Here is a 26,089-nt window from a genome sequence, read left to right on the forward strand (position 1 = left end):
ATTAAAAGGCCCGTGCATATGCACAGGCCCATAATCAAATTTCAATTAACCTTTTGGACGTTCTTTATTCATCACATCAACCAGATTATTCATGTCGATGTGTTGCCAGAATTCCTCAATGGTAATCGGCATACGACGGCGCCAGTTAGGATGCTCGTCAACCGTACCCGGAATATTCACCTGCTCGTGTAAGCCTAGCGCATCTTCAAGCGGTACCAATAAAATACGACTTGGTGCTTTCGCTAAGAAAGCCTGCACAGCGCGAGACAGCGCGTTATTCATCGTCGCTGGTGACAAACTTGGGAATTCATCATTATGTAAAACTCCCTCGTGCTCAAGTGCGGCTAATAACTGCTCTCGGTCGGTTACACGACCGTTGCGTTCGTCCTGACCCATTTGCTCATTCGGGTAAAGGTTCAGTTCCTGACGCCATTTCAGATCGTTGCCCGTCCACCAACCGGCCATGGTTGATAAATCGTGAGTCGATACGGTAACCATAGATTGCTCAGGATAAATCTCAGGACGGAAAAACAAACCTGAATCCCAACGCTCAAAGAACAATACTTTGTATGACAACAAACCAGCTTCAGCCATGATCTCGCCAAAGCCGTCTGGTACGTTACCTAAATCTTCTCCGATAACCACACACTTATTGCGACGTGATTCCAAGGCAATAATGCGGAAAATTTCATCGAGCGGGAAGGTAATATAGATACCTTCATCAGCACCCATACCCGGTGCTACCCAGTACTGACGCATCAAACCTAATACGTGGTCAATACGCAAAGCGCCTGCATGGCGCATGTTAGAGCGAAGAGCTTTAACCAGAGGTAAGTAGCCTTGCTCCTGTAATGCCACTGGATTGATCGGCGTTAAGCCCCAATCCTGACCTAAGGTATTCATCGCATCAGGTGGCGCGCCAACCGCAGCACCGGAAACATAGCTGTGCTTGTCAGCCCAGACTTCTGCACCGCTGCCGTCACAACCTACCGCTAGGTCCATGTATAGGCCAACTGGCATATCATTGGCTTTCGCAGAGCTTGCCGCCGCAGCGATTTGGGAATCCGCTAACCATTGTAGAAACTGGAAGTAACCGATACGCTCAGCGTGTTCTAGTTTAAACTGCTCAACTTCCGGGCTGTGCGGGTCCTGATATTCAACAGGCCACTTTTTCCAGCCATAAGCGTGAAAATCAATCTTTCTAAAATGCTCATATAAGGCATCAAAGGTCGCCAGTTCAAATAGGTCATCACCCATTTCATTACAAAATGCCTGGTACTGCTTAGCAACATCCGTATTTTTGTCCAGATGCTCAGTGATAAAATCCTGATACAGTAATTCCAAAACCTGATACTTCAAGTGCGCGGCATGTGGGTAGTCGATAAATTCCTGGCTATTAGCCTGCTCAACCTGCTGTTTGAAGTCGTCACTACTTACCACATCCTGTGCCGCCTGACAGCTAGCAAAGTTTGGCACTGACGTTACGTCGATATAAAGAGTGTTTAGGAAACAACGGCTGGTCGGAGAATACGGGCTGATATGACCCGGATTATTTGGATATAGCGGGTGCAATGGGTTAAGACCGATTGCAGTTACGCCGCGTTTAGCCGACTGCTCAACCAAAGATTTCAGATCGCCAAAATCACCCATACCCCAGCTGTTATCAGATTTTAAAGAGTAAAGCTGAGCCGCCAGGCCCCACATGCGATAATCCGCAGCTTCGTTCGGGCTATAACAGGTTTTCGGGGCGACAATTAAGTGACCAGTAGAGTTCAAGCCATCTAATTCGATAGCAAGCTGATGGTAACCTTCTTCGATATGAGGCAATACTAAAGTAAGTTTTTGATACAAAACACCATCGACATCCTGTTCGTCAACTTTGTTCAGCACACTTAACGCCTGCTCGCCAGTTAACGCTTCACCACTTTCTAAGGTGATCTGCCATTGAATCGTCTGGGCGATATCCTGAGCGGCAACACTTAAGGTTACCGTATGTTGCGGTGCTTCAGATTTCACCATAGACATGGCCGGTAGCAAGGTTAGCCAGGATTTGTTTTTTAATTCCTGGGCGCTGGCCAAAATGGCCTCATCCGAGTTTAAGTCATACCCCATGGCTTGCAGAAGCGATTGCAACGCTTGCTGATTCGCTTGCACCATGTTGCCATAACAATCCTTGTAACTAGGATGAAAACCGACAACATCGGCTAACTGTTGTAAAGGCGTCATAAATTTAATTCCTGAGTATCATATTGGCTGTAAGTTAGCACCGAGCAACTGTATGCGGCGATGTCGATCAAGGCGGTCTCTATGGGCTGCTGACTGTCGACGTTGAGCTTGCAGGCAAGGCTGTGCTCTGGCTCGGCGGTATTAATTATGCGGGTCCAGCGACCAGGTAATTTTGGTAGCTGAAATCGGCTAATGTGGTTATGGGCGTTAAAGATAATCAGTAACGCATCATCATGGACTCGATCCTGAGCCTCATCGGCATCAACCCTGTGGGTTTGCGCCAGCATCATGGCAAAGCATTTCAATGCTTTATTGTGCCAGTTGTCCTCTGCCATGGTTTCGCCATGGCAGTTAAACCAGCTCAAATCCTGTAATCCGGTCTTCGCCGAGATTTTTAGTCCGTGCTGGTAATTTAATCGGTTTAATAGCGGGTGTTGTTTACGCAACTGAATCAGCTTTTGCACAAACAATAATTGTTCTTTATCAGCAATGCCTTTATCCGATTCCGGATCGGCGAGATACTGCCAGTCCATCCAGGTAATATCGTTATCCTGACAATATGCATTGTTGTTACCGTGCTGGCTGTGGTTGACTTCATCACCGCCAAGTAGCATCGGCGTACCCTGGCTCAAAAACAATGTGGCGAGAATATTGCGCTTTTGTTGCTGGCGCAGCTGATTGATTTCAATGTCAGAGGTTTCACCTTCAAAGCCATAGTTACGGGTGTAGTTATGGCCATGGCCGTCACGATTATCTTCACCATTGGCATGGTTGTGACGCTCTTCATAGGTGACCGTATCATGCAGGGTATAGCCATCATGGCTAGTGATCATATTGACACTGGCATAAGGTCGACGACCGTGGTGCTCGAAAATATCTGCACTACCGTGAAGGCGTCTGGCAAGTTCCGGGATCATACCCTCATCGCCGCGCCAGAAACGACGCACGGAGTCACGGAATCTGTCGTTCCATTCCAACCAGCCGCCAGGAAACTGGCCAAGCTGATAGCCACCATGGCCAATGTCCCAAGGCTCGGCGATAAATTTTACTTTCGCTAAGGTCGGATCCTGGCGCAATGCCGCGAAGAAACTCGCGTGTTGATAAAAGCTGTCATTCCCCTGATAGTCTTTGCGACCAAGAATCGGTGCTAAGTCAAAACGGAAACCATCGACACCCATGACATCCACCCAGTAACGCAGACTGTCCATGACCAGTTGCAGTACCCTAGGATGCGTCAGGTTTAAGGTATTACCGCAGCCAGAATGGTTAACATAAAAACGTTTATCTTCGGCTTCTAAGCGGTAGTAACTAAGGTTATCAATGCCTTTAAAACAATAGGTTGGGCCAAGATGATTGCCCTCAGCGGTGTGGTTATAAACCACATCGAGAATCACCTGTAATCCGGCCTGGTGGAAGTTTTCCACCATCTGCTGAAATTCCTGCAGCTGGTTTTGGTAACAATAGCGAGGCTCAGGGGCGAAAAAGGCAATGGAGTTATAACCCCAATAATTTTTCAGGCCTTTTTCCCGTAAAAATGCTTCATCGAAAAAGCCCTGGACCGGTAACAGCTCAACGCTGGTAACACCAAGCTCTTTGAAATACTGAATCGACTCAGGCTCACCGAGAGCTTTGAACGTGCCGCGCATCTCAGCATCAATATGCGGATGGTTTTTACTAAAGCCTTTTACGTGCGCTTCGTAAACAATCGTGTCATTTTCGCCGACGTAAACGTGATTATCTAAGCCTTTTAATGCTTCACTAACCACGCATTTTGGCATCACATCGCTGTTATCACGCAAATCGATGATCAGATCCTGTTGCCGGCTCTCGGGATCATAACCATGATGTTTCTGCGACCAGGTAAAGGCTCGGCTCAACTGTTTTGCATAAGGGTCAATTAATAATTTTGCCGGGTTAAATCTGTGTCCCGCATGTGGCTCGTAAGGGCCATGTACCCGATAACCATACAAACAGCCTGGTTTGATGCCCGGCAGATAAATATGCCAGATTTCATCGGTGTATTCGCCAACCTCAATTCGCTCCAGTTCCTGCTCGGTTTTCTCATCAAACAGGCACAACTCTACCTTAGTGGCATGAGCACTAAACAGGGCAAAGTTGGTGCCATTACCGTCGAAGGTGGCACCAAGAGGGTAGGGCTTGCCGGAACGAAACTTACGCATTAGCCAACAATCTCAAAGACAACAGTGGCTAGAGGTGGGACGGTAATGCTGATCGAATTAGGCTGATCCTGCCAGGGAGTTACGCTTGCATTAACAGACCCAAAATTACCAACATCACTGCCCCCATAAATGGCCGCATCGGAATTAAAGATTTCTCTGTGCTCGCCGGCAATTGGCGTACCAACGCGAAAATCACGATGCACACTTGGGGTAAAGTTAACGACAACTAAAACCGGGTTAGTACCTTCTTCGCCGTAACGCACATAACTGAATACCGACTGTTCGGAATTTTGATAATCAATCCAGTCAAAACCTTCATTCTGACAATCCTGCTGATGCAGAGCCGGGGTATTTTTATAAAGGCTGTTTAGATCGCGAATCATTCGCTGTACGCCTTGATGCGGCTGATGCTCCAATAAGTGCCAATCTAAAGACTGTTGATAGTTCCACTCATTTTGCTGGGCGAATTCACACCCCATAAACATCAATTTCTTGCCTGGGTGAGTCCACATAAAACCATAATAAGCGCGAAGGTTGGCAAAACGTTGCCAGTCATCACCTGGCATACGAGCAAGAATCGAACCTTTACCGTGAACCACTTCATCATGGCTCAGTGGCAAGACAAAGTTTTCGTCAAACGCATAAACCAGGCCAAAGCTGATTTCATTGTGATGGAATTTGCGATGAACCGGATCACGCCCCATGTATTGTAAGGTGTCATTCATCCAGCCCATGTTCCATTTAAAACCGAAGCCCAGGCCACCCATATCGGTTGGCTTGGAAACCCCTGGCCAGGAAGTCGACTCTTCCGCGACCGAGAACGCGCCTGGATAATCGGCATATAATTCTTCGTTAAAGCCTTTTAGGAAATCTACCGCTTCAAGGTTTTCGTTACCGCCAAATTTATTGGCAACCCATTCGCCGTCGTTGCGGGAGTAATCGAGGTAAAGCATCGATGCTACGGCATCAACGCGGACACCATCAACATGATAGTTTTCGAGCCAATGCATAGCGCTGGCACGCAGGAAGTTTGCAACTTCAGTACGGCCATAGTTGTAAATCAGGGTATTCCAGTCAGGGTGGAAACCTTTACGCGGGTCTTCATGTTCGTAAAGACAAGTGCCGTCAAAACGAACCAGACCGTGGTCGTCTACCGGGAAGTGACCCGGTACCCAGTCGATCAATACCCCAAGGCCGGCCTGGTGGCACTGGTCGATGAAATATTTAAAGTCTTTAGGACTACCAAAACGCGCGGTCGGCGCGAACAAGCCTACCGGCTGGTAACCCCAGGAACCATCAAACGGGTATTCACTTACCGGCATCAACTGAATATGGGTAAAGCCGAGATCCTGAACATAAGGGATCAAACGCTCAGCAATGTCGCGATAATTTAAAAACTCGTTATGTTCATCGCGCTGCCAGGAACCTAAGTGCACTTCATAAATACTGATGGGTGCATGGCGATTGTTCATCGCCTCACGGCTGCTCATCCATTTTTTATCGCCCCAGGCAAATGGGTTCTCGGCATTAACCACCGAAGAAGTGTCCGGGCGATACTGCGCCTGGGAGCCCATCGGGTCAGCTTTTAAAGGCAATAGATTGGAGTTGGCGTCTTTGACTTCAAACTTGTAATGACAACCTTCCTGCAGCGGGTGACGAGCACTGTGATGAGGGATGAAGATTTCCCAGATACCGCAGTTTAATAGTTTGCGCATTGGATGGCAGCGACCATCCCAGTCGTTGAAATCACCGACAACCGCAACATGGCTGGCATTTGGAGCCCAGACCGCGAAGTTCACACCAGCAACGCCTTCGTGCTCAATGCAATGAGCCCCCAGTTTGTTATAAAGATGCTTGTGGTTACCTTCTAAAAACAGGTGGGTGTCGATCTCACCCAAAACACAACCAAAAGAAAAGGGATCGTCAATCAGACGTTTGCTGTCGCCACTGGTAACCTGCAGCTGATAGGCAGCAGATTTTTTGCGACGGGTAGTTTTACTGAACAAGCCCTGTTCATCGACTTTATCCAGTTTGGCAATCACTTTACCGGACGCTTTATCGAGCACAGAAACCCGCTTCGCCCAGGGAATATATACATTGAACTGAAGATAACCTTTTTCATTGGTTTGCATTCCAAGAAAACCAAACGGGTTAGGGTGCTGAGCATTGTTCAGCGCCTGGATATGTTCATGCATTATTCTCTGTTCCTTCATTCATTCCCGGTTACCTTAATGGCGACCGTCACTAAGTTTGACGATATTTATTGATGACTTTTAGCACCAGACTGATACGACAAAAGCCCCAGTACAAAAATACTACGGCTTTTGGCAAATTACCTTTAAATTCAATCGCTACCCGACACTCAGTGCCGGGTACACACTTCGATTATTTAATCGGCGTTAATTTCCAAATATTGTTTACATAATCTTCAATCGAACGATCTGAGGTGAATTTACCCATCTTCGCTGTATTGAGGATAGCCATACGCGCCCAACGTTTGCTGTCTTTGTAAGCAACGTCCAACTCTTCCTGAGCTCGGGCGTAATCGGCATAATCGGCCATTACACGGTACGGGTCACCACCTTCTAGCAAGCTGTGAGCAATTGCTGCTAGCTCGCCTGGCTTACCAGGAGTGAAAAAGTCGCCACGTAACCAGTCGATTACTTCTTTTAACTCTGCATCAGCGTGGTAGAAGTCCCAAGGGTTATAACCTTCTACTTTCATCGCTTTGATTTGGTCAACGGTGTTACCGAAGATAAAGATGTTGTCATCGCCAACTTCTTCAGCAATCTCGACGTTAGCACCATCTAATGTACCGATTGTGACAGCACCGTTAAGAGCAAGCTTCATGTTACCAGTACCTGATGCTTCTTTACCGGCAGTTGAAATCTGCTCTGAAACGTCAGCCGCTGGAATGATTTTCTCAGCTAAGGTCACGCGGTAGTTAGGCATAAACACAACTTTAAGCTTGTCTTTGATGCGTGCGTCGTTATTGATGCGCTCAGCAACCTTGTTGATTGCATAAATGATTTCTTTCGCCAGGTAGTAACCAGGAGCCGCTTTAGCGCCGAAGATGAATACACGTGGCTGCATATCGTAATCAGGGTTTGCTAATAGACGACGGTATAAACCTAGAATATGTAAGAAGTTAAGGTGCTGACGCTTGTACTCGTGCAGACGCTTAATCTGGACATCAAAGATTGCTTCTGGATTGACTTCAACGCCAGTCAGCTTTTTGATTTCTTCTGCAAGCTTCACTTTATTTTCTAGCTTGATATCCATGAATTTCTTCTGGAATTTAGCATCATCTGCATACTCAGAAATCGCATCCAGGCTAGATAGCTCTTTGGCCCAGTCATTCTTAACAACCGTATCCAATAGCTTCGAAAGCTTAGGGTTACAGGCTTTCAACCAACGACGTGGTGTAACACCATTGGTAACGTTAGTTAGCTTGCCCGGGTAAAGTGCATTGAATTCTGGGAATAAGTCCGATTGCACAAGATCAGAGTGAATCTGCGCAACACCGTTAACTTTGAAAGAAGTAACAACACAAAGGTGCGCCATGCGAACCATTTGTTGCTGACCTTCTTCAATCAATGACAAGCGAGCTCGCATTTGTACGTCGCCAGGCCACATGCGAGCAACTTCGTTATTTAAGAACTGCTCATTGATGGCGAAAAGGATTTCTAAGTGACGCGGCAATACGCGTTCGAACATAGATACCGCCCACTTCTCTAATGCTTCTGGCAATAAGGTGTGGTTGGTGTAGGCAAATACCTGACGGCACATTGCCCAGGCGTTGTCCCAACTAAAATCGTAATCGTCCATTAGGGTGCGCATTAGCTCAAGAATGGCGATAGTTGGGTGCGTATCGTTTAATTGGATAACGGTTTGGTTAGCAAATTCTGACCAGTCGTCACCGTACTGCTTCTGGTAACGCTTGATGATGTCTTTAATAGAACAGGCACAAAAGAAGTATTGCTGAATGAAACGCAGCTCTTTACCGGCTTCGGTTTCATCGTTCGGGTATAGAACTTTAGAGATAGTCTCCGCCTGATTTTGAGCGCTGTGCGCGTCCTGATAAGAACCTGCGTTGAACTGATCCCAGTCAAAATGACTACATGCACGAGATTCCCACAAACGTAAAACATTTACGGTTTTTGAGTTGTAACCAACGATTGGCACATCCCATGGAACCCCTTTGATGATCTGGCCAGGATGCCAGATTTTCTTAACGCTGCCGTCAACCTGGGTTTGTGTTTCTACCGAACCAAATAATGGAATTTCCTGCACCGCTTCCGGGCGACAAACTTCCCATGGGTTACCGAATTCACGCCACTCATCCGGGGTTTCGATTTGACGACACTCGTGGAATTGCTGCTCGAACAAACCGTGACGGTAGTGGATACCGTAACCTACGGCGTTGTAATCCATGGTTGCTAAGGAATCTAAGAAACAGGCTGCAAGACGACCAAGACCGCCATTACCTAGTGCCAAGTCGTGACCTTCTTCAAAAATATCTTCCAGCTCAAAACCTAACTCGGCAACGGCTTTGTTTGCTACGTCGAAAAGATTCAGGTTGTGCAGGTTGTTAGAAAGCATGCGTCCCATCAGGTATTCCAGGGACAGATAGTTTACCGAGCGGCTTTTTTGATCAGTATGAGCGGCATTGGTTTCTTTTAGCTTCTCATAAACCACTTCGTTCACTGCCAGACAAACGGCGCGTAGAACGGCGGTAGGATTGTCCTGAAAATCAACTTCACTGGAGGTGAAGTTCAGGTGATGAAGAACCTTGGTTTTGAATTGCGCTGCGGTTAACGGTTTTTTCGTTGCTGTCGCCATAGTAAAACTTTTCTCTTTAGGTAATCGAATCTGTCCAGCGTTAGGACGATAATTCAGTCATAACAAATTCAATTGCAACAACTGCTTAAATTTTAGGCAAATTTATAATTCTGGCTGTAAGTGTCGTTAATTTAAGCTTTGGGAGCAAACATCTGCATACGTATGTATTGCATTTAAGTGTTGCATACGTATGCAAAATCTCAACAAAACTATCCCATAAAAACCCCATAACCTGCGGGTTCCATGGAGATTTTTTGCGGTTACGTGTTGGCAAACAGGTACGATGAGTCAATCGACAAGCATTGGTTATCTGGACACTAATATGTACCGCCAAGGGAATAGGGTAGATGATTGAATTTAAACAACAAATGAATATTTTTCAGGCAAAGATTGAAGCCTGTCTTTAACTCTGGGAAACTGAGTATCCGTAGCTTTATAAACCTAAGGCCAGGAAGTATGGAACCTCGTTAATGCTGAACCAGGATATTCCAAAAGACAAGTTTGTGACAGGATTACGCCTTGATGAAGCGCTATGCAAATGAGTCTGGATAGAAATTCAGGGAGCCACAATAGCTCCCCATCTAAAGTTTAATAACCGCTATTACTCGCACCCTTTTGGATCAAGGATTAGACCTGTGGCCGATAAATAGGCATCACCACGATTTTTAATGGTCTCTGAGTCTAATCGCTCCGATGCCAGGTGAACTTCTTCAAGATCTGCAGCAACCGTCTCAAGATCTTTTTGTAACCGCATGACCGCATTTTCTAAGGTATAGGTCAGCTCATGCACCTTCACCATATCTTCAGGTGTTAGATCTTCTTTACTCAGGATTGCGTTCAATTTTTCATTAAATGCCCTTAGGTTACATAAAGCCACGTGGGTGCCCGGTGCAGCTATAGCCGGAAAATGTTGATAGTTTTCTTCCGCCTGGATGGGAGCAATAACAAACAGTAAGGGTGTGAATAAGGTGATTAGCTTTTTCATGGCAATCTCTTCGAGTGTTTTTAACCAAAAAGGGTGACCATAAATGCCACCCATGTTGTTTAAAGTCAAATAGTTAAGATTCTATCTGTTAGATTAGACTAGCTTGGATTATTCAAGATCCCAATTACTACAGTCATTGGCCACATATTCGCTTTGGTTCCAATCCATTTGCTCGATATCCTTCGCCAGCTCAGGCGTATGAATACGCCAGACAGAGGCATTCGGTCCTGCATAGCGAGGGGGCGACGGGCATAGCTCTGAATTGGTTGATTGATGAATTTACCAAACTTGGTAAAGAGTTGATGAATGAGAGTTAAACCTTCATGGTCAGAGTCGTTGATAATTCAACATCTCTGACCCCCTTGATCTCAACTTCCAGTTTATTCGATAGTTGCCGGCACTAAAATTAATTCTTGCTGCGGCGGAATCAGGTAACGGGCACCGTCTTTTTCAATCACCACCATTTCTTCAACGGAAATGGTTTTAAAGGTGCCATCGTCACGCTTCCAGCTATGGAAACCATCAAAGGCGAACACCATACCTTCCTTGAGTTTTTTATACGCCGCCGGGCGAGCCGTTGCCCCTCGCGAACCACCCAGGTTTGGTCCAGTATCGTGGGCGACATAGCCAACCGGGTGCCCGGTGCTCCACATCACATGTTCCGAGCCATGCTTTTTCATGAGTTTGCTTTGCGCGGCATCAACATCGATTCCACGCACTCCAGGTTTCATCGCCGCAAAGGCTGCGAAGCCCGCATCCCGACCACTTTGCCAATAATATTGGATATTTTCAGGCGCTGCGGTTTCTCCGGGTTTGAGCACATAGGCAAACCGTTGAATATCACTGACCCAACGATCATGAAGCTTAATACCAAAATCGGTTTGAATAACATCACCAGGCATGATCACTTTATCGGTGGAATGTGAATGTCCACGATCAGGGCCTGAGTTTACATTTGGGTTTTGATCGGGTGCCCAGGCATCACCAACCCCATGCTCTGCCATTTTTGCCTTTAGGAATCTGGCAACATCAGCGTCGGTTGTCTTACCCGGAATAATGGTGTTGTATGCTTCAATCTGCCATTTTGCGGTTAACTCGGCGGCTTTGGTCATGATCTCAACTTCTTCTGGCAGTTTGATTGATAGCCATTCATAAACAACCTCTTCAGAGGATACCAAACGTTCGGAAAAGTCTTTGCCCAAGGCTTTTTCTATCAGTTTTCTCTGGCTGTAACTCAAACCATCTGCCTGTGCATTGCTATCTGAAGAATTGATTGCGATGCGCTTAAATTTAGCTTGCTTGATAAAGTCGGATGCATATTGAATCGCCGATTCACCGCGAGGCACGGAAACCACTTTGTTAAGCAATCCCAGCTCGCCAAGAGCCGTTGATTCGCTGGATGGCGAGAAAGCAACGGAGTGAAAACCCTTGTTGTCGATGTAAAACATAAAGGCTGCGGTTGAACCGGCATTTTCACAGCCAATATGATCGGCTAATGGATCATTATTATTTTCACGGCAAATGCTCAGCCAGGCGTCGACTTTTGCAGCCTTTAACGCACTGGGAAGAAGCTGCTCAATGCGTTTTTTTCGGATTTCAGGCCAAGGGTTATCAGTTGTCTCGGATGAGGCAACGCCGGAAATTATCAGGGAAAGTATAAGGCTGAATTGGGTTAATAACTTTTTCATGGTATCGGTTTTCTTATTGGCACTATTGTGATGAAAACAAAGTTGCACCGGGCAAAGCAAAACTCAGCTGGGTTGCCGGCATCTGAACCTGTTCAATTTATTTAAGATTATCAATGCATCGCAGTTAAATCTAGGGTCACCAACATGGTGTAAACCATCAAGGGGTCAGAGTCGTTGAACTTTCAACAACTCTGACCCCTTGATCTTTAGTATATGGATTTAACCCTATAGGTTATGGCGGTTAAATTCCGGAAAATGGTCTTGAAACCAACGCAGCGGCTGTGCAGATTCGAGATATTTACCCACCGCAAAAACCGGAGCTTCCTGGTAAGGGCCACCAACAATCTGCAACGAGCTGGGCACCTGGTTGTCACACATGCCATTGGGCATGGCTAACACCGGACACTGGCCAAGACTGTTAAACGGGTAAGTCATAAACCAGCCTTTATTGGCATCGACTTGCTTCAAATTAATACGAATGTCATCTTTCGAATAATCAAAATCCGCAGGGACTTTGGTGGTGGCAACGGTAGGGCACAAGAGTACATCATAGGTTGCAAACACTGGGGCAATTTTATCCCACATTACGCACAAATGCTGATTGGCATCGAAGACATCGTCAAGCGTGGTTTGCTCGACTTTGTCGAGGTATTGCTGCACATAAGGCGTTAATTGCTGACGCAAGTGGGCAGCGCCATAATCACGCAGCATCAGTTTGCCCATTAGAGAGCGTTGATGAACTTTCGCGGTCTGAATCACCTGTTCATCCCAGTCAATATCGATAAAATCGACGATAGCGCCAGCTTGCTCCAGCAATTTTGCCGACGCCAGCAAGTTATCAAGAATGTCCTGCTCAACCTGATAAAAACCGAGGTTCAGCGAAACCGCGATACGCAACCCTTTGACATCGGGCAACTCCGTCATCTGCGAAAAGTTATCCGGGAGATAGGAGTGAGAATCCTGAATATGCGGACCTTTCATTTGCCCATACCCCAGCAAAACATCATCGACACTTCGGGCTAAAACGCCATGGTGACAGTAGGGATCGATATTATAGGGACTGATTTCGGCAATGCGGCCATGGGGAGGCTTGTAACCATATACGCCGCACATCGCCGCAGGAATGCGGATTGAGCCGCCAATATCGGTGCCGTTAGCAAAGCTACACATGCCACTGGCGACGGCTATTGCGCTGCCACCGGAAGAACCACCACAAGTAATGTCGAGATTCCAGGGGTTGCGGCTCACTCCCCATAGGTGCGACCAGGTCACGCTGGAAGCCGAAAACTCAGGTGTAGTGGTGCGGCCAATAATGCTGGCATTTGCCGCAAGAAGACGTTCTGCCGCAGGATCTGTGGTCGTCGATATATTATCTTTGAGAAGGACAGAGCCATTAGTCATTGGCTGTCCGAGAATATACGTTTCGTCTTTGATCGCTAACTGCAGACCAGAAAGAGGCGCCCATAAGCCATTTGCATACGTATCTTCAGCTTGTTTCGCATTTTTTTCAGCGTCGTCAAAATCGGTCGACGTAAAGGCGTTAACCTTGTGGTTGACCTTTGCGATCTGCTGCTGATAGGACGTTAAAACCTCAACCGGAGATAACGTCTTATCGCGAAACATAGACAACAACTGAGTTGCAGAAAAATATTCAAATGACATGGGCATACCCAGGAGAAAAACTCAATTGCAGCAATAATCTTATGAACAAACCGATAAATACAATGAGCTTGTATAGGTCTGACCGATACATAACCCACTACCTCGTTTATCTGAAATCATTTAACCCGATGTTCCCGGTGTAAATATATCGGCTGGATTATTGGATTCCTCTATCACCTTAAACTCATCCTGAAAATGACAGAAAAATTCACCATCGGTATTTATCGCTTGGGGAAAATACTTATCAAGCAAGGCCCAAAGGGTGGCAACGGTTCTGTAGTCAGCAACACCATCGGTTTGATGTGGGCGAAAATGTAATTGAAAGGCGCGGATAATGTCATGGGTTTGCTCGTCATAAACACCGGTTAGCTCGACCCCATAGCCATATTGTTTCAGGGCACATTGAATTTGCCCTATGTCCGGTAAATCTTTGGTGGTTAATTGTCGCCAATGGCGGAATAAATCCTCTTGTTCGTACCAGGCGCCGATACCGTTCAAGTACAAGGTATACCATGGAAATTTTGGACCCGGATCGGATTTCCATTCCGGCTGAATATCCGAATGCCCTACGACTCGGGTTGGAGTGATTTCCGGGTGACGGGCAAGAATATCTTTAGAAAGCTTAATCAATAGTTGTAATTGCTCTTCGGAAAATTCTCGGTAGTCACACAAAAAATCATTACTAAAATCCAGGCGCGGATTATTCGACTGATAGTTGCAGTCGGCGCGATTTACCAGCTCAATACCGATTGACTGATCATTAATCGCATTGCGGTCTTCCCACTGGCTGTTGCCGGCATGCCACGCCCGCTGAGTCTCATCAACCAATTGATAAACCTCAAGCTTTCCTTCCTCATAGGATTCATCATCCGGCTCGGGAATCAGGTAATGGGAGCTAACGCCACCGGGAGGCTTGGTTAAAGTGGTTAACGAACTTTGCCAATCGCTTACGGTGTAATGCATCACCAGAAAGCGTACCCGTGATGAATAGTTTTCTGATTGGTAATCGGTATTGACGTTACTGTCGGTGCTCGAACAGGCACTTACAAGGCCTGCTGTCATTAATAACCAGGCACCGCGCCTAAGGCGTTGCCCAAATGAACGATGGGAATGGGAAAAGGTCAATTTCATGATGATTTAACTTATTGTTATTAAATTAATTATTCTTCAGATTGGGAAAGTTGCCAGCGAAAATCACTGATCACTTGCGCCAACAACTGCAAACTCGGTTGCAGTGCTGCAACGACGGCCTCAGGACTGCGGTACAAACGCATCGCCTGTTCCTGCGATGCTAATTCAAGTAACAAGCCACCTCCGGCACTGCCACCAATAATCTTTAACGTCTGGTTGGCCTGAAACCGAAATTCATGGCGATAACCAGGACGCGGGCGAAAGCCGGCGTCGAGCAGTGATTCGAGAATCTGATAATCATGGAGCAGATAATAACCAAGACGGTATGAGCCGGATGAAAAATTTTCAGGATCGAAGATTATCTGCGTACCACCAATGTAATTGGCTTCAGTTTCACCATCGCTAATCATAATATCAGCATCAAAATGCAGGGCGATAATGGTAATGTCTTTGGCGACGGCTTTTTTCAAAACCTTGTCGTATTCAGCATAAGCGGCATTGACCGCTTCTTTATTGTTTAAGCCCCCCTGAGCAAAGGTCATATCTTCAACATTTAAGGTGAAGCTGTTTAAACCAAGCTTGTTCAATTCACTGGCAAGCACCTCGGCAGAGGGGTCGATAAACACCCGCTCTTTACCCTGGGCGCCACCGGTACCCATATTAACATGCTCAGGCAAGGTATGATCGGACACCAAAAGCACATCGATATCATCGAGTATGCTTAATATCTCGGTTAAGTTGTTAAAGTCACCGCTGTTGTAATGAGCACCCGTATTTACGACGTTAGTAACTTGTGGCTGCTGATCCAAATCACAGGTCATCTGACAGGCACTCAAAAACAGAACGGCAAAGCATCCGGTGATAAATGCGCGGATATTCCGACAATCGACATACTTCATGGCAACTTCTCTTAATGATTTAGTTATTTTTGTTAACGCTGACCCGGTCCAGCAGGTAAACGATGGATTGATAGGGTATTTGACTGTGTTTCGATAAACCGATTTCGCAGGTACGGGCATTCGATACGCCAATATGACAATTTTCAGGCTTTTGCCGGCTTAGGGTCTTCAAGGCATTGGCATTTAACTCTGGCGTAAAAAAGCCCTTGTCACCAGCAAACCCACAGCAATGAATATCAGCAGGAACGATGACTTCGTCAGCGCAGCGCTGCGCCAGCGCTAATAAATGTTGTTCCTGGCCCAGTCGCCTGCTGCTGCAGGTGATATGCAACATCACAGGCTCAGCAATCGGTTTTATTTCCAGCTTGTCGGCAACAAATTGATTTAAAAACTCCGCGGCTTCAAACACTTTCAATGCCTTTGCAGAGTTTGATAGCTGCTGTTCTGTCAGGTGCAGAGCGCAGGAGCTGGCATCGGTAACCACGTAGTAGTCTTCACCTTGTGCCAATTCGTTCAAGGTGTCGATCACTTGTTCGGCTTTTTGGCGGCTTTGCAGGGTATCGCCTTTGCTTGAAAATGGCATACCGCAACACAACTGATTCATCGAATCCGGTACCAACACCTCAAAGCCGGCTTTCTTTAACAGCTCAGAAAAGACGATAGGCAATGGCCGCTGGTCTTCGGCATCACTATCGGCTGCAAAAACACGACCCGCACAGGCCGGAAAATAAATTACTTTGGTTGAACCCGGTTTAACAACACTGCTATTTAATTCGGCAGCATCTATGGCCTTTTCGCTCGCCGGCATCGCCCCCTGAAATTCAGGAATTAGTCCCTTAGAAAGGCTATTTCCCAATGCCATAGCGCTTGATATCACTTTATCACCGACCAGAGAACGAGTTTTCTCCAGAGCGGATAACGACCATCGAGCCAGGGTTTGGGTGCTGGCAAATTGATTGCCCAGATGTTTGCTTAACTTTCGCTTTAACGATGAATTCTCAAGGCGTTGCTGACGATAAGCTTTAACAAACTCTCCGGTGTTGATATCCACCGGACAGCGCATACCGCAAAGACCGGTGGCGGCACAGGTATCGATTGCCATGTATTGATAGTCTTTTTGCAGCTTTTGCAATTGCAGCTGCCATTGCTGGCGTAATTGCCCTGTCACTGAAGTATCGGCAAGCAGGGCTTTTAATTCTTCGATTCGACGCCAGACGGTAATTCGCTGGCGCGGCGTTAGGGTAAGACCATTGGAGGGGCAAACTGGCTCGCAGAATCCACACTCAATACATTTATCAATAATATCGTCAGCCTGAGGCATGGATTTAAGATGCTTAACATGAGCCGCCGGGTCGTCATTAATAATGACTCCCGGGTTTAAGATATTTAATGGATCGAATAACCCTTTAATGCCCAGCATCAACTCGTAGGCTTTATCGCCCCATTCCTGGCGAACAAAGGGGGCCATATTACGGCCAGTGCCATGTTCCGCTTTTAATGAACCATTAAATCGTTCGACTACCAGCTTACTAACGGCATCCATAAACTGCTGATAACGACTAACCTGCTCCTCACTTGCAAATGCCTGGGTAAAGACAAAGTGAAGGTTACCATCTAAGGCATGACCAAAAATAATCGCTTCATCATAAGCAAACTCAACGAAGAGTTTTTGCAGCGCCAGCACCGCTTCTGCGAGATCTGCAATGGTAAACGCGACATCTTCAATAATGACTGTAGTACCATTCTCGCGGTGAGCACCAACCGATGGGAATGTGCCTTTGCGAATATTCCACAACTCGGCATTTCGGGTTTTATCGGTACTAAAATCCAACGTCAGATACAGATTTAAATCTGCACCCGCAACTAACTGAGTAATCTCATCAACTTTAGCTTGCAGGCCTATATCATCGTCTGCCTGTACTTCAATAAGTAATGCCGCGCCGATATCCGGTAAATCATCAAGTTTTCCTGCCAGCAATGGGTGTTTGTCCACCGACAATAAGGCTTTGTTATCTAAGAGTTCAACCGCTTCTACCGAGCATTCGGCAAGTTTAGGTACCAGCTCACAAGCCTTATGAATATCGTTAAAGATTAACAAGGCGGCACTTTTTAACTGATGGTCGACGACCGTGTGATAGGTAATGTCGGCGATAAAACCTAAGGTTCCCTCAGAGCCAATTAACAGATGCTTGATGATATCAATACCGTCCTGATAATCGAGCAAGGCATTGATGCCATAGCCGGTGGTGTTTTTCAGCCGATATTTATGGGCAATATGCGCACTCAGCTCATCGTCACTCGCCACCTGTTGGGCTAAATCAATCAGCCCCTGATACAACTCAGGTTTTTGGCTGACAAAGTTTTCACAGCTATGTTTATCGCTGGTATCCAGTAAAGTGCCATCGGCAAAAACGGCGGTGACATCCGCTAGGGTATGATAAGAGTTTTGTTTAACACCACAGCACATTCCCGACGAGTTATTGGCAGCGATTCCTCCGATTTTACAGGTATCGATAGAGGCGGGATCCGGTCCAATTTTTCGGCCATAGGGTTTTAAGATCTGATTCACCTGACTCCCGATTAGGCCGGGCTGGAGCTTAATTTTATCCCCTTGTTCGAGGATCTGATAATCGCTCCAGTTATCGCCGAGAATGATTAATACCGAGTCGGTTATTGCCTGACCAGAAAGGCTGGTACCTGCAGCCCTGAAAGTGACCGCAACCTGATATTCCGTGGCCAACGCCAGCACTTGCTGCATCTGCGACAACGAATCTATTTGCAAAATATATTGTGGGACCAGGCGATAAAATGAGGCATCGGTGCCATAGGCGTAGCGGCGAGTGTAATCATCAATGATTTGGGTAGGCGCGAGGACATCCGCGACTTTGGCAATAAAAGTCGCCATTTCTGAGGTTTTGTAGGTACTGCTGTGTTCAGTGCTCGACGGCGCGCTGTGCGGCATTGAATGGCCAACCCGGGTAAAAATATGATGCCTTAGGTTATACCGTGGACCGGCCATAAAAACAAGGAACAATTATTCTTAAAAATAAAGAATTTTAAGAATAATTAATTCCTTGCCGAATTAAATGTTACTCAGCGCGTTAATTCTCAACCACAGGCTGAGCTTCAACAACCTGTTGCATAGTCTTGCCGAATCGATGACGATATAACAGCAAATAGCAGCTCGGAATCACGAACATCGACACCAACGGACTAAGCAACATGCCGCCTATCATGGGTGCGGCAATACGCTGCATGACTTCATTACCACTGCCACTGCCCAACATTATGGGTAGCAGGCCGGCGATAATGGTAAGTACGGTCATCGCTTTCGGCCGGACGCGCAGCAACGCTCCAGATTGCACCGCATCTTTGGCACTGGCATGGGTACCTTCTGGCATACGGTTAAACTGCTGGTTGAGATAAATCAGCATGATCACCCCAAACTCAGCGGCAACGCCGGCAAGGGCTATCATGCCAACGGCCAGTGCTATCGAGAACGCATAATCGAGCCAGAACACCAGCCATATTGAACCTGCCAGAGCCACTGGTAAAGTGAGCAACACTAATAAGGATTGGCGAATCGATGAGAAAATCAGATACAACAGCATAAAGATCAGCAATATCGTCAGCGGCACTAGCCACATCAAATCCTGATTAACCCGCTGCATATATTCATATTCTCCGGCAAAGCTCCAGCTATAGGTTGCAGGCAGACCCAAGTCGGCCAGCAATGGTCGCGCCAATTCTATATATTCGGCAACAGACACTTGGCTATCGATATCGATAAATACCCAGGCAATCGGCCGGCCATTTTCACTCTTCACCAATGCCGGCCCCTGGGTGATCTCCACAGAGGCTACCTGTCCAAGGGTTAATCTGGCACCCGTCGGGCTTACCAAAGGCATTTGCTTTAAGTCCTCGACACTTTGACGATAGCGACGAGGATAGCGCAGGTTAATCGGATAACGTTCGCGGCCTAATACCATCTCGCTAATGTTGGCGCCGCCAATGGCATAGGTGATCACCTGCTGAATATCTTCTATGGTCAGCCCATAATTAGCGGCTGCCTGACGATCCGGCTTTATATCGATATAGCGTCCTGACTCGGCGCGCTCGGCGTATACGGAAGCGGTTTGCTCAAGACCTGCCAGCATGCCTTCGATTTCCCGACCTAAAGATTCCAGGGTATCCAACTCTGGACCAGATATTTTGATACCCAGTGGCGTTTTTACCCCAGTGGTGAGCATATCAATGCGGGTTTTAATCGGTTGAACCCAGGCATTACTAACCCCAGGAAACTGCACTTTCGCTTCAAGTTCGGCGATGATGTCATCCAGTTCAACACCATTTCGCCATTCTGATTTAGGTTTAAGGGCAATAGTCGTTTCCAGCATGGTTAACGGCGCTGGATCGGTTGCGGTTTCCGCCCGGCCAACTTTACCAAACACCGAAGCTACTTCAGGAACCGTGCGTATTAATCTATCGGTTTGCTGCAGGATATCGCCGGCTTCGCTGATGGAAATCGCAGGTAAGGTGGTCGGCATGTAAAGCAAATCACCCTCTTCCAGCTCCGGCATAAACTCGCTGGTCATCTTGCTGATCGGGTAAAGACTCGATAAGGCGGTTAACACCGCCAATACAATCGTGATCTTTGGAAAGCTGAGAGCAGCTTTAAGCATGGGACGATACAAGGCGGTGATCCCCCGATTTAGCCAGTTACGGTTCTCATCCGGTACTTTGCCGCGAATAAAGTAACCCATCAAAACCGGTACCAAAGTAACACTCAACAGGGCTGCTGCTGCCATCACCAGGGTTTTAGTCATCGCCAGAGGTGTAAATAAGCGACCTTCCTGGGCCTGCAACGCAAATACCGGCAAAAAACTAATGGTGATTAGCAATAAGGTTAAACCCAAAGCCGGGCCTACTTCTCTGGCCGCAGCAAGAGTGAGTTTCCAGTGTTGCTGACCGCTTGGATATTGCTGATGTTGTTGATGATAAGCCTGCAAATGTTTGTGTTGGTTTTCGACCATCACAATAGCGGCATCGACTAAGGCTCCGATAGCAATAGCAATACCGCCAAGGCTCATGATATTGGCGTTGATTTGCAATGCATTCATCACGACAAAACCAATCAGCACCGATAGTGGCAAACAAATGACCGCCACCAGGGTAGAGCGGGCGTGTAGTAAAAACGCAAAACAAACCAATACCACAATCAGGATTTCTTCCAGGAGTTTTTCCTGAAGATTATCGACCGAGCGTTCAATAAGCGCCGAGCGATCGTAGGTGGTGATTAGCTCAACCCCTTCTGGCAGGCCGACTTTTAATTCCTGAAGCCTTGCCTCGACTTTATCTATGGTCGTCAGCGCATTTTCTCCCTGGCGCATCACCACAATACCGCCGACAACTTCCCCTTCACCATTTAATTCAGCAATACCACGACGCATCTGCGGGCCTTCACGGACGCTGGCAATATGCTTGATACGTAACGATGAGAATTGCTCAGATTGAATCGGTAAGGAGGTTTCTTCAATGTCTTCGATGGTCTGTAGATAGCCTTTGGAGCGGATCATATATTCGGCTTCGCCAAGCTCTAGCACTGAACCACCGGTATCCAGGTTTGCCGCCTGAATGGCCATTTTTACCTGCTCAATGGTTAAACCGTAATAAAGCAAACGGGCAGGCTCGACGATTATTTGATAGGTACGCTCCATGCCACCGACGGTAGCAACTTCACTAACACCGGGTATCGACTGCAGCCCGAGTTTTAGATACCAATCCTGTAGGGACTTCAAATCGGCAAGGTTATAATCACTGCCCGTTGCGGTCAGTACATATTGATATATCCAACCAACCCCGGAAGCGTCCGGCCCTAAGGTAGGTGTGACTCCCTGGGGGAGAATACTGCTCGCTTGCTGCAGGTATTCGAGCACCCGGCTTCGCGCCCAATAGGGATCCGTGCCTTCATCGAAAATAATGTACAGGTAGGAGTCACCAAAAAAGGAAAAACCGCGCACCACTTTGGCCCCAGGAACCGATAACAATACCGTCGATAACGGATAGGTCACCTGCTGTTCAACCAATTCCGGTGCCTGACCAGGGTATGGCGTTTTCACGATTACCTGAACATCACTTAAATCCGGTAGCGCGTCCAGGGGCAGGGTATGCATGGCCCGAAATCCCCACACCGCGGCAATAATTGTCAGCACTATCACCAGCACCCGAAAGCGCAGCGAGAGTTCGATTAATTTACTCATATGCGCCTCTTAATGATGTTGATGCGGATTTGCCATCGGCGATTTTTCTGACTCTTGCTCGCCGGTCAGGCGCAACATACTGCCCTGAATATTCGCTTCCGAATCAATCAGAAACTGTCCCGAAGTAACAATACGATCTCCGGGTTTCAGGCCCGAGGTAATTTCTGCGCGTCCCTGAGTAATGATGCCAACGGTGACATTAATGATGGCAAAGGTCAGGTCATCCCGTTGCACCACCACCCGGTTTTGTTTTTCGGTCTGGATTAACGCTTGTAAGGGGATATTTAATACCGGCTCGGTCGCACCACCATAGATGCGCACATTGGCGATCATATTGGGTTTAAACAGACCGTCAGGATTGTTTAATGACAGGCGAACTTTTAAGGTACGGGTCGCAGCATCAAGTTCCGGGTAAATGTATTCAATCTTGCCCTCAGTCGCAAAGATACCTAGCGCTGGCAAATCAAATTCCACCCATTTTCCGGTTTTCACCCAGTCTATCTGATGTTCAAACACATCGGCGATCACCCAAAGTTTGCCGGGATCGGCCAGCATCATGATTTCATCTTCGGGGTTTACATACATGCCCTGGCGAATATCGAGATTCGCAACAATGCCATCGCCCGGAGAATAGTAAGGCACGCGATAAAGGGACTGATTATCTTTTTCAATTTTATCGATTAGGGAATCGGCGATGCCAAGCAAAGTCAGACGATTACGACCACGTTGTTTTAATGCATCAGAGACGGTTCTGTCCCGATACAGGCTTAAATATTCATCTTGCGCCAACAGTAAATCCGGAGAGTATATTTCATAGAGCAACTGTCCTCTTTTCACCGGCTGTGCCAACGTATTTACCGCCAGGTTTTCAATCCAGCCACTGGCTCTTGGGTGCAGGTGTTGTTGGCCTTGCTCGTCATAGACAATGGAGCCAAAGGTTTCGATATAGCGCCAAAGTACGCTCTTGTCGGCAACTTGTGTGGTTAATGCCAGATTCTGTTGAATGGCACCTGAGATATTCACCTCTATTGCCTCGGCTTGATTACCTGCACCTTTAACGCTTTTAGCGACCAAATCCATCCCACAAATCGGACATTTACCTGGGTGGTCTTTAACAATATGAGAGTGCATTGGGCAGATGTATTGCACCTGTTCCTCGGTGAAAACACTCTGCTGCCCTAATTCAGGGTCAGGTGCAGGTCTAGGTGCTGGAGTTTGGGCAGCAAAAGAAGATGGAATGGCTAACATTAAGCCAAGCAATAAAAGGCTCAATAAAGACCTTAACGAAAACATAACTAACCTCGAAAGAATTCAATAAAAACTGCGGCAACATGCATACAAGCTGCCGGATAAACTAGAGTTGAGAGTTATGCGATGGGGGGTTTTAGCCACTCTTTGGCAGGTTTAGAAGGGCTTTGGAATAAATGTTCGAAATAGAAGACTTCGTCAATTGCCGCGATGGATAACACAGACACCGTCAACATTGCCGATGAGGAGCCACAGGATTGCATGTCGCAATCTGAACATGGGCTATGATTTTGCATGGAAGCTTGCATCGCTGTGTCTGAATTTTCATCGCAACAAGGCATTTTCGAATGATCATGCGGTTTGATGTCAGACGCGGCTGTCATCTGATGGTTGGAATGTTCGTCATCCGTATCATACTCATTATGGCCTTGATGGCCGCTTGAGTCGGCAGACACAGACGCCATTTGCATGGTTTCCATCGGCGCACACACATGCACCTGAGCTTTGGCTACCATAGAAAGTGCCATACTCAAGCTAACCAGAATCAATACCATATAGGTGCGGATATGTGTGCTCATAAGGCTGAGTATAAAGTAATCGGCTTTGGGTATCCACATTTAAGCGGATCACTACCTAGGCAGATTGATTTTTTCCTAAACCCATGAGTTAATTAAAACAAGATCAGAGGGTTATTTGATGATCGGTTATCTCTTTTCCAGATTTCAGGAGCAAAAAATTGACTAGCGACTTTTCCGGTTTTTCCAATCAGCAGTTGCAAGAATCGCAGCTACCCAGTATCGATGCGATTGAGTTTACCGATATTTCTCCCATTCATATCAAATGGACACGAATTTTGAGTGGCATTTGGTCGTTATTTTTTCCAACCTTATTATTGGTGGTCTTCCTCCTGCCAGAGGATTTTCTTCCCTATAAGGTTAATAACATTTTAATGTTTGTTTTCAGTATCTTGTCGGTGATGTTTTTACTGTCCTTTGTCTATCAGTGGTTTGCCGAACCGATGAAAGCCTACGCGTTAAGAGAACAAGACTTATCCTATAAAAGTGGATTGTTTTTTCGCAAAGTCATTACCCAGCCCATTGCTCGCATTCAACATGTCGAGTTAAAACGTGGTCCGCTGGATCGTCGCTTTGAATTAGCCAAGTTACAGGTATTCAGTGCCGGTGGTGCCATGCATACGTTTGAAATCCCCGGGTTGGAATTGAAAAATGCGCAATCGATTCGTCAGTTTATTCTTTCCCATAAAGGCGGAAGTAATGACGGATAACACATCACCGAGCGGGCCGGATTCCAGCGGTGAGTTGTCGACAAAACAATGGCATCGGATCTCACCGATTGCGGTGATTTTTTACGCTCTGAGGTTTATCCGTGGCTTTGTCGGTAATATTGCCTATTTGTTGCCGGCGCTTTTAGTCGGCTATAACCAGATCCAGAATAATCCCGAGGCGGCGGTACCATTAGCACTAGGTTTAGGTGTCCTGGTGTTGGTCAGCGCGGTGCTAAGCTACTGGTTTTTCCAATATCGACTCACAGAAAATCATCTTGAGATTCGCTCCGGTGTATTTGCGAAGAAATACGTCAACCTGCCGTTTAATCGCATTCAAAACGTCGAAGTAAGCCATCCCTGGTATTATCGGCCATTTGGTTATGCAACGTTAAAACTTGATAGCGCAGGCTCTGTGCAGCAGGAAGCAAATATTGCCGCCCTGGAAACCGATTTTGCCCAACAACTTAAGCAGGAAATATTAAGCCAACGGCAAAGTGGAGCTAATTCGAAAGGTCTATCCGCAGGAGCTTTAGGGGAAGATGCGGACCTTGCTTCAACCGGACATCAAAGCCCAGCAAGTTCTGACTCGGAAACCTTGTTAAATACTCGGTCTTTGTCGGATTTGGTATTGCATGGTATAGCCAATAATCGGGTATGGATTGTACTCGGTGCACTGGCTCCTTTTATTGATAATCTGACCGAAGGGTTGCCGGAATATATTGAAGCCCAGGGCATCGACGCGATGCAGATTTTTTATGCGGATTCGACACCGATTTGGCAATTGGGTCTTGGTGTTCTGGTAATATTTCTCGTCGTTATGGCATTAATGTCTTTAATTTCCGTTATCGGTGCCATCATTACCTTTTACGGCTATACCCTAAGCAAAGCCGACAATAAGTATATTCGCCGTTCTGGATTATTTACTCGCCACGAAATCACCATGCCCCACTCACGATTGCAAATGGTGACATGCCAGCAGGACTGGTTGGATAGATTATTCAAACGTATCAATATCAAGTTTGAGCAAACCAATGCCAATAATGCCCAGCAGGGACAACCATCGATAAGTGAAGGCACCAATAAAATTATCGTACCCTCGGTGACCATTGAAGAACGTCAGGCCTTACTGGATGATGCCTACCCTGAAAATCAATTGAACCAGGTAGAATTCCATTCCATCAGTAAACGTTATCTGCTGCGCTTTTACCTGGTTCTTGGGATAATTGCTGCGCCGCTGATGGCTTTATTTGCACTCAATAACAATTGGGGGTTATTTACCTTAACTTTGGCGTTTAGCGGGTTTTTATCTGTGGTTTTCTATATGCGCTATCGTCGTTGGGGGGTCAATTTCGATGGTCACTTTGTCTATATTCGCAAAGGCTGTTTTGGTGTCGATTATCATGTGTTTGAAGCCTATAAACTGCAACAGATTCAGTTAAAGCAAAGCATCTGGCAAAAGCGCCATCAGCTCGCTTCCATACAATTTGTTTTAGCCAGCGGTTCCTTGACGGTACCGTTTATCAACCAGGATTTAGCAAAAACCATAGCCGATTCAGTGCTTTATCAAGTTGAGTGCAAACCACGTTCATGGATGTAGAGAAACAGGCGTTAACAGCTTGTTAATTAAACAGAAAGCTCTTGGCATGGACGCTATTTATGCAGTAGATTGGAGCATTAACAAAA

The 26,089-nt window shown here is 46.7% G+C and carries 15 protein-coding genes; 2 read left to right on the forward strand and 13 right to left on the reverse strand.

The window, feature by feature from the left end; translation table 11 throughout:
• Positions 1-45: 45 nt before the first annotated feature.
• The 13 genes from malQ to FNC98_RS16545 form a co-directional block, all read right to left on the reverse strand.
• Positions 46-2,226: a 4-alpha-glucanotransferase gene (gene malQ, locus FNC98_RS16485; RefSeq protein ID WP_144035349.1), complete on the reverse strand. Its 2,181-nt coding sequence runs from the start codon at positions 2,224-2,226 to the stop codon at positions 46-48.
• Positions 2,223-4,406, reverse strand: a complete 2,184-nt coding sequence (glgX, locus tag FNC98_RS16490; protein WP_144035350.1) for a glycogen debranching protein GlgX — start codon at positions 4,404-4,406, stop codon at positions 2,223-2,225. The genes malQ and glgX overlap by 4 nt, the downstream gene beginning before the upstream one ends.
• The gene (gene glgB / locus FNC98_RS16495) at positions 4,406-6,601 is read right to left on the reverse strand and encodes a 1,4-alpha-glucan branching protein GlgB (protein WP_260680389.1); all 2,196 of its coding nucleotides are present in this window, start codon (positions 6,599-6,601) and stop codon (positions 4,406-4,408) included. Before glgB ends, glgX begins: the two co-directional genes overlap by 1 nt.
• Before the next feature lie 190 nt (positions 6,602-6,791).
• Positions 6,792-9,248: a glycogen/starch/alpha-glucan phosphorylase gene (locus FNC98_RS16500; protein ID WP_144035352.1), complete on the reverse strand. Its 2,457-nt coding sequence runs from the start codon at positions 9,246-9,248 to the stop codon at positions 6,792-6,794.
• 601 nt (positions 9,249-9,849) lie between these two features.
• The gene (locus FNC98_RS16505) at positions 9,850-10,233 is read right to left on the reverse strand and encodes a DUF6746 family protein (protein ID WP_144035353.1); all 384 of its coding nucleotides are present in this window, start codon (positions 10,231-10,233) and stop codon (positions 9,850-9,852) included.
• A 380-nt stretch (positions 10,234-10,613) separates the two neighbouring features.
• Positions 10,614-11,921: a M24 family metallopeptidase gene (locus FNC98_RS16510; protein ID WP_144035354.1), complete on the reverse strand. Its 1,308-nt coding sequence runs from the start codon at positions 11,919-11,921 to the stop codon at positions 10,614-10,616.
• Between the two features lie 225 nt (positions 11,922-12,146).
• Entirely contained in the window at positions 12,147-13,583 is a 1,437-nt protein-coding gene (locus FNC98_RS16515) for an amidase (RefSeq protein ID WP_221932903.1), read from the reverse strand.
• A 120-nt stretch (positions 13,584-13,703) separates the two neighbouring features.
• Complete coding sequence (locus FNC98_RS16520) at positions 13,704-14,714, reverse strand: N-acetylmuramoyl-L-alanine amidase (protein WP_221932904.1); 1,011 nt, start codon at positions 14,712-14,714, stop codon at positions 13,704-13,706.
• 29 nt (positions 14,715-14,743) lie between these two features.
• Positions 14,744-15,613 carry a hypothetical protein gene (locus FNC98_RS16525; protein ID WP_144035356.1) on the reverse strand — a complete coding sequence of 290 codons (870 nt, stop codon included), beginning with the start codon at positions 15,611-15,613 and terminating at the stop codon, positions 14,744-14,746.
• Positions 15,614-15,632: 19 nt separating this feature from the next.
• Entirely contained in the window at positions 15,633-18,575 is a 2,943-nt protein-coding gene (locus tag FNC98_RS16530) for an FAD-binding and (Fe-S)-binding domain-containing protein (RefSeq protein WP_260680390.1), read from the reverse strand.
• Between the two features lie 139 nt (positions 18,576-18,714).
• Positions 18,715-21,873, reverse strand: coding sequence for an efflux RND transporter permease subunit (locus FNC98_RS16535; RefSeq protein WP_144035357.1), 3,159 nt, complete (start codon positions 21,871-21,873; stop codon positions 18,715-18,717).
• Positions 21,874-21,882: 9 nt separating this feature from the next.
• Positions 21,883-23,166, reverse strand: coding sequence for an efflux RND transporter periplasmic adaptor subunit (locus FNC98_RS16540; RefSeq protein WP_260680391.1), 1,284 nt, complete (start codon positions 23,164-23,166; stop codon positions 21,883-21,885).
• Between the two features lie 74 nt (positions 23,167-23,240).
• On the reverse strand, positions 23,241-23,699 hold the full coding sequence (locus FNC98_RS16545) for a hypothetical protein (RefSeq protein ID WP_144035358.1): 459 nt from the start codon (positions 23,697-23,699) through the stop codon (positions 23,241-23,243).
• Positions 23,700-23,857: 158 nt separating this feature from the next.
• Here FNC98_RS16545 and FNC98_RS17010 point away from each other — a divergent pair, with 158 nt between their 5' ends.
• Together FNC98_RS17010 and FNC98_RS16555 are read left to right on the forward strand one after the other, a co-directional pair.
• The gene (locus tag FNC98_RS17010) at positions 23,858-24,406 is read left to right on the forward strand and encodes a PH domain-containing protein (protein WP_260680392.1); all 549 of its coding nucleotides are present in this window, start codon (positions 23,858-23,860) and stop codon (positions 24,404-24,406) included.
• The gene (locus FNC98_RS16555) at positions 24,396-26,003 is read left to right on the forward strand and encodes a PH domain-containing protein (protein ID WP_185968012.1); all 1,608 of its coding nucleotides are present in this window, start codon (positions 24,396-24,398) and stop codon (positions 26,001-26,003) included. The genes FNC98_RS17010 and FNC98_RS16555 overlap by 11 nt, the downstream gene beginning before the upstream one ends.
• Positions 26,004-26,089 lie beyond the last annotated feature (86 nt).

Source organism: Thalassotalea sp. PS06 (assembly GCF_007197775.1).
Lineage (GTDB): Bacteria > Pseudomonadota > Gammaproteobacteria > Enterobacterales > Alteromonadaceae > Thalassotalea_A.

What these genes read in the sequence shown, in the direction of transcription:
- malQ (WP_144035349.1), bottom strand. Translation starts at nt 2,226, where the DNA reads ATGACGCCTTTACAACAGTTAGCCGATGTTGTCGGTTTTCATCCTAGT.
- FNC98_RS16520 (WP_221932904.1), bottom strand. Translation starts at nt 14,714, where the DNA reads ATGAAATTGACCTTTTCCCATTCCCATCGTTCATTTGGGCAACGCCTT.
- FNC98_RS16500 (WP_144035352.1), bottom strand. Translation starts at nt 9,248, where the DNA reads ATGGCGACAGCAACGAAAAAACCGTTAACCGCAGCGCAATTCAAAACC.
- glgB (WP_260680389.1), bottom strand. Translation starts at nt 6,601, where the DNA reads ATGCATGAACATATCCAGGCGCTGAACAATGCTCAGCACCCTAACCCG.
- FNC98_RS16540 (WP_260680391.1), bottom strand. Translation starts at nt 23,166, where the DNA reads ATGTTTTCGTTAAGGTCTTTATTGAGCCTTTTATTGCTTGGCTTAATG.
- FNC98_RS16525 (WP_144035356.1), bottom strand. Translation starts at nt 15,613, where the DNA reads ATGAAGTATGTCGATTGTCGGAATATCCGCGCATTTATCACCGGATGC.
- FNC98_RS16530 (WP_260680390.1), bottom strand. Translation starts at nt 18,575, where the DNA reads ATGCCGCACAGCGCGCCGTCGAGCACTGAACACAGCAGTACCTACAAA.
- FNC98_RS16535 (WP_144035357.1), bottom strand. Translation starts at nt 21,873, where the DNA reads ATGAGTAAATTAATCGAACTCTCGCTGCGCTTTCGGGTGCTGGTGATA.
- FNC98_RS16515 (WP_221932903.1), bottom strand. Translation starts at nt 13,583, where the DNA reads ATGTCATTTGAATATTTTTCTGCAACTCAGTTGTTGTCTATGTTTCGC.
- FNC98_RS16510 (WP_144035354.1), bottom strand. Translation starts at nt 11,921, where the DNA reads ATGAAAAAGTTATTAACCCAATTCAGCCTTATACTTTCCCTGATAATT.
- glgX (WP_144035350.1), bottom strand. Translation starts at nt 4,406, where the DNA reads ATGCGTAAGTTTCGTTCCGGCAAGCCCTACCCTCTTGGTGCCACCTTC.
- FNC98_RS16555 (WP_185968012.1), top strand. Translation starts at nt 24,396, where the DNA reads ATGACGGATAACACATCACCGAGCGGGCCGGATTCCAGCGGTGAGTTG.
- FNC98_RS16505 (WP_144035353.1), bottom strand. Translation starts at nt 10,233, where the DNA reads ATGAAAAAGCTAATCACCTTATTCACACCCTTACTGTTTGTTATTGCT.
- FNC98_RS16545 (WP_144035358.1), bottom strand. Translation starts at nt 23,699, where the DNA reads ATGAGCACACATATCCGCACCTATATGGTATTGATTCTGGTTAGCTTG.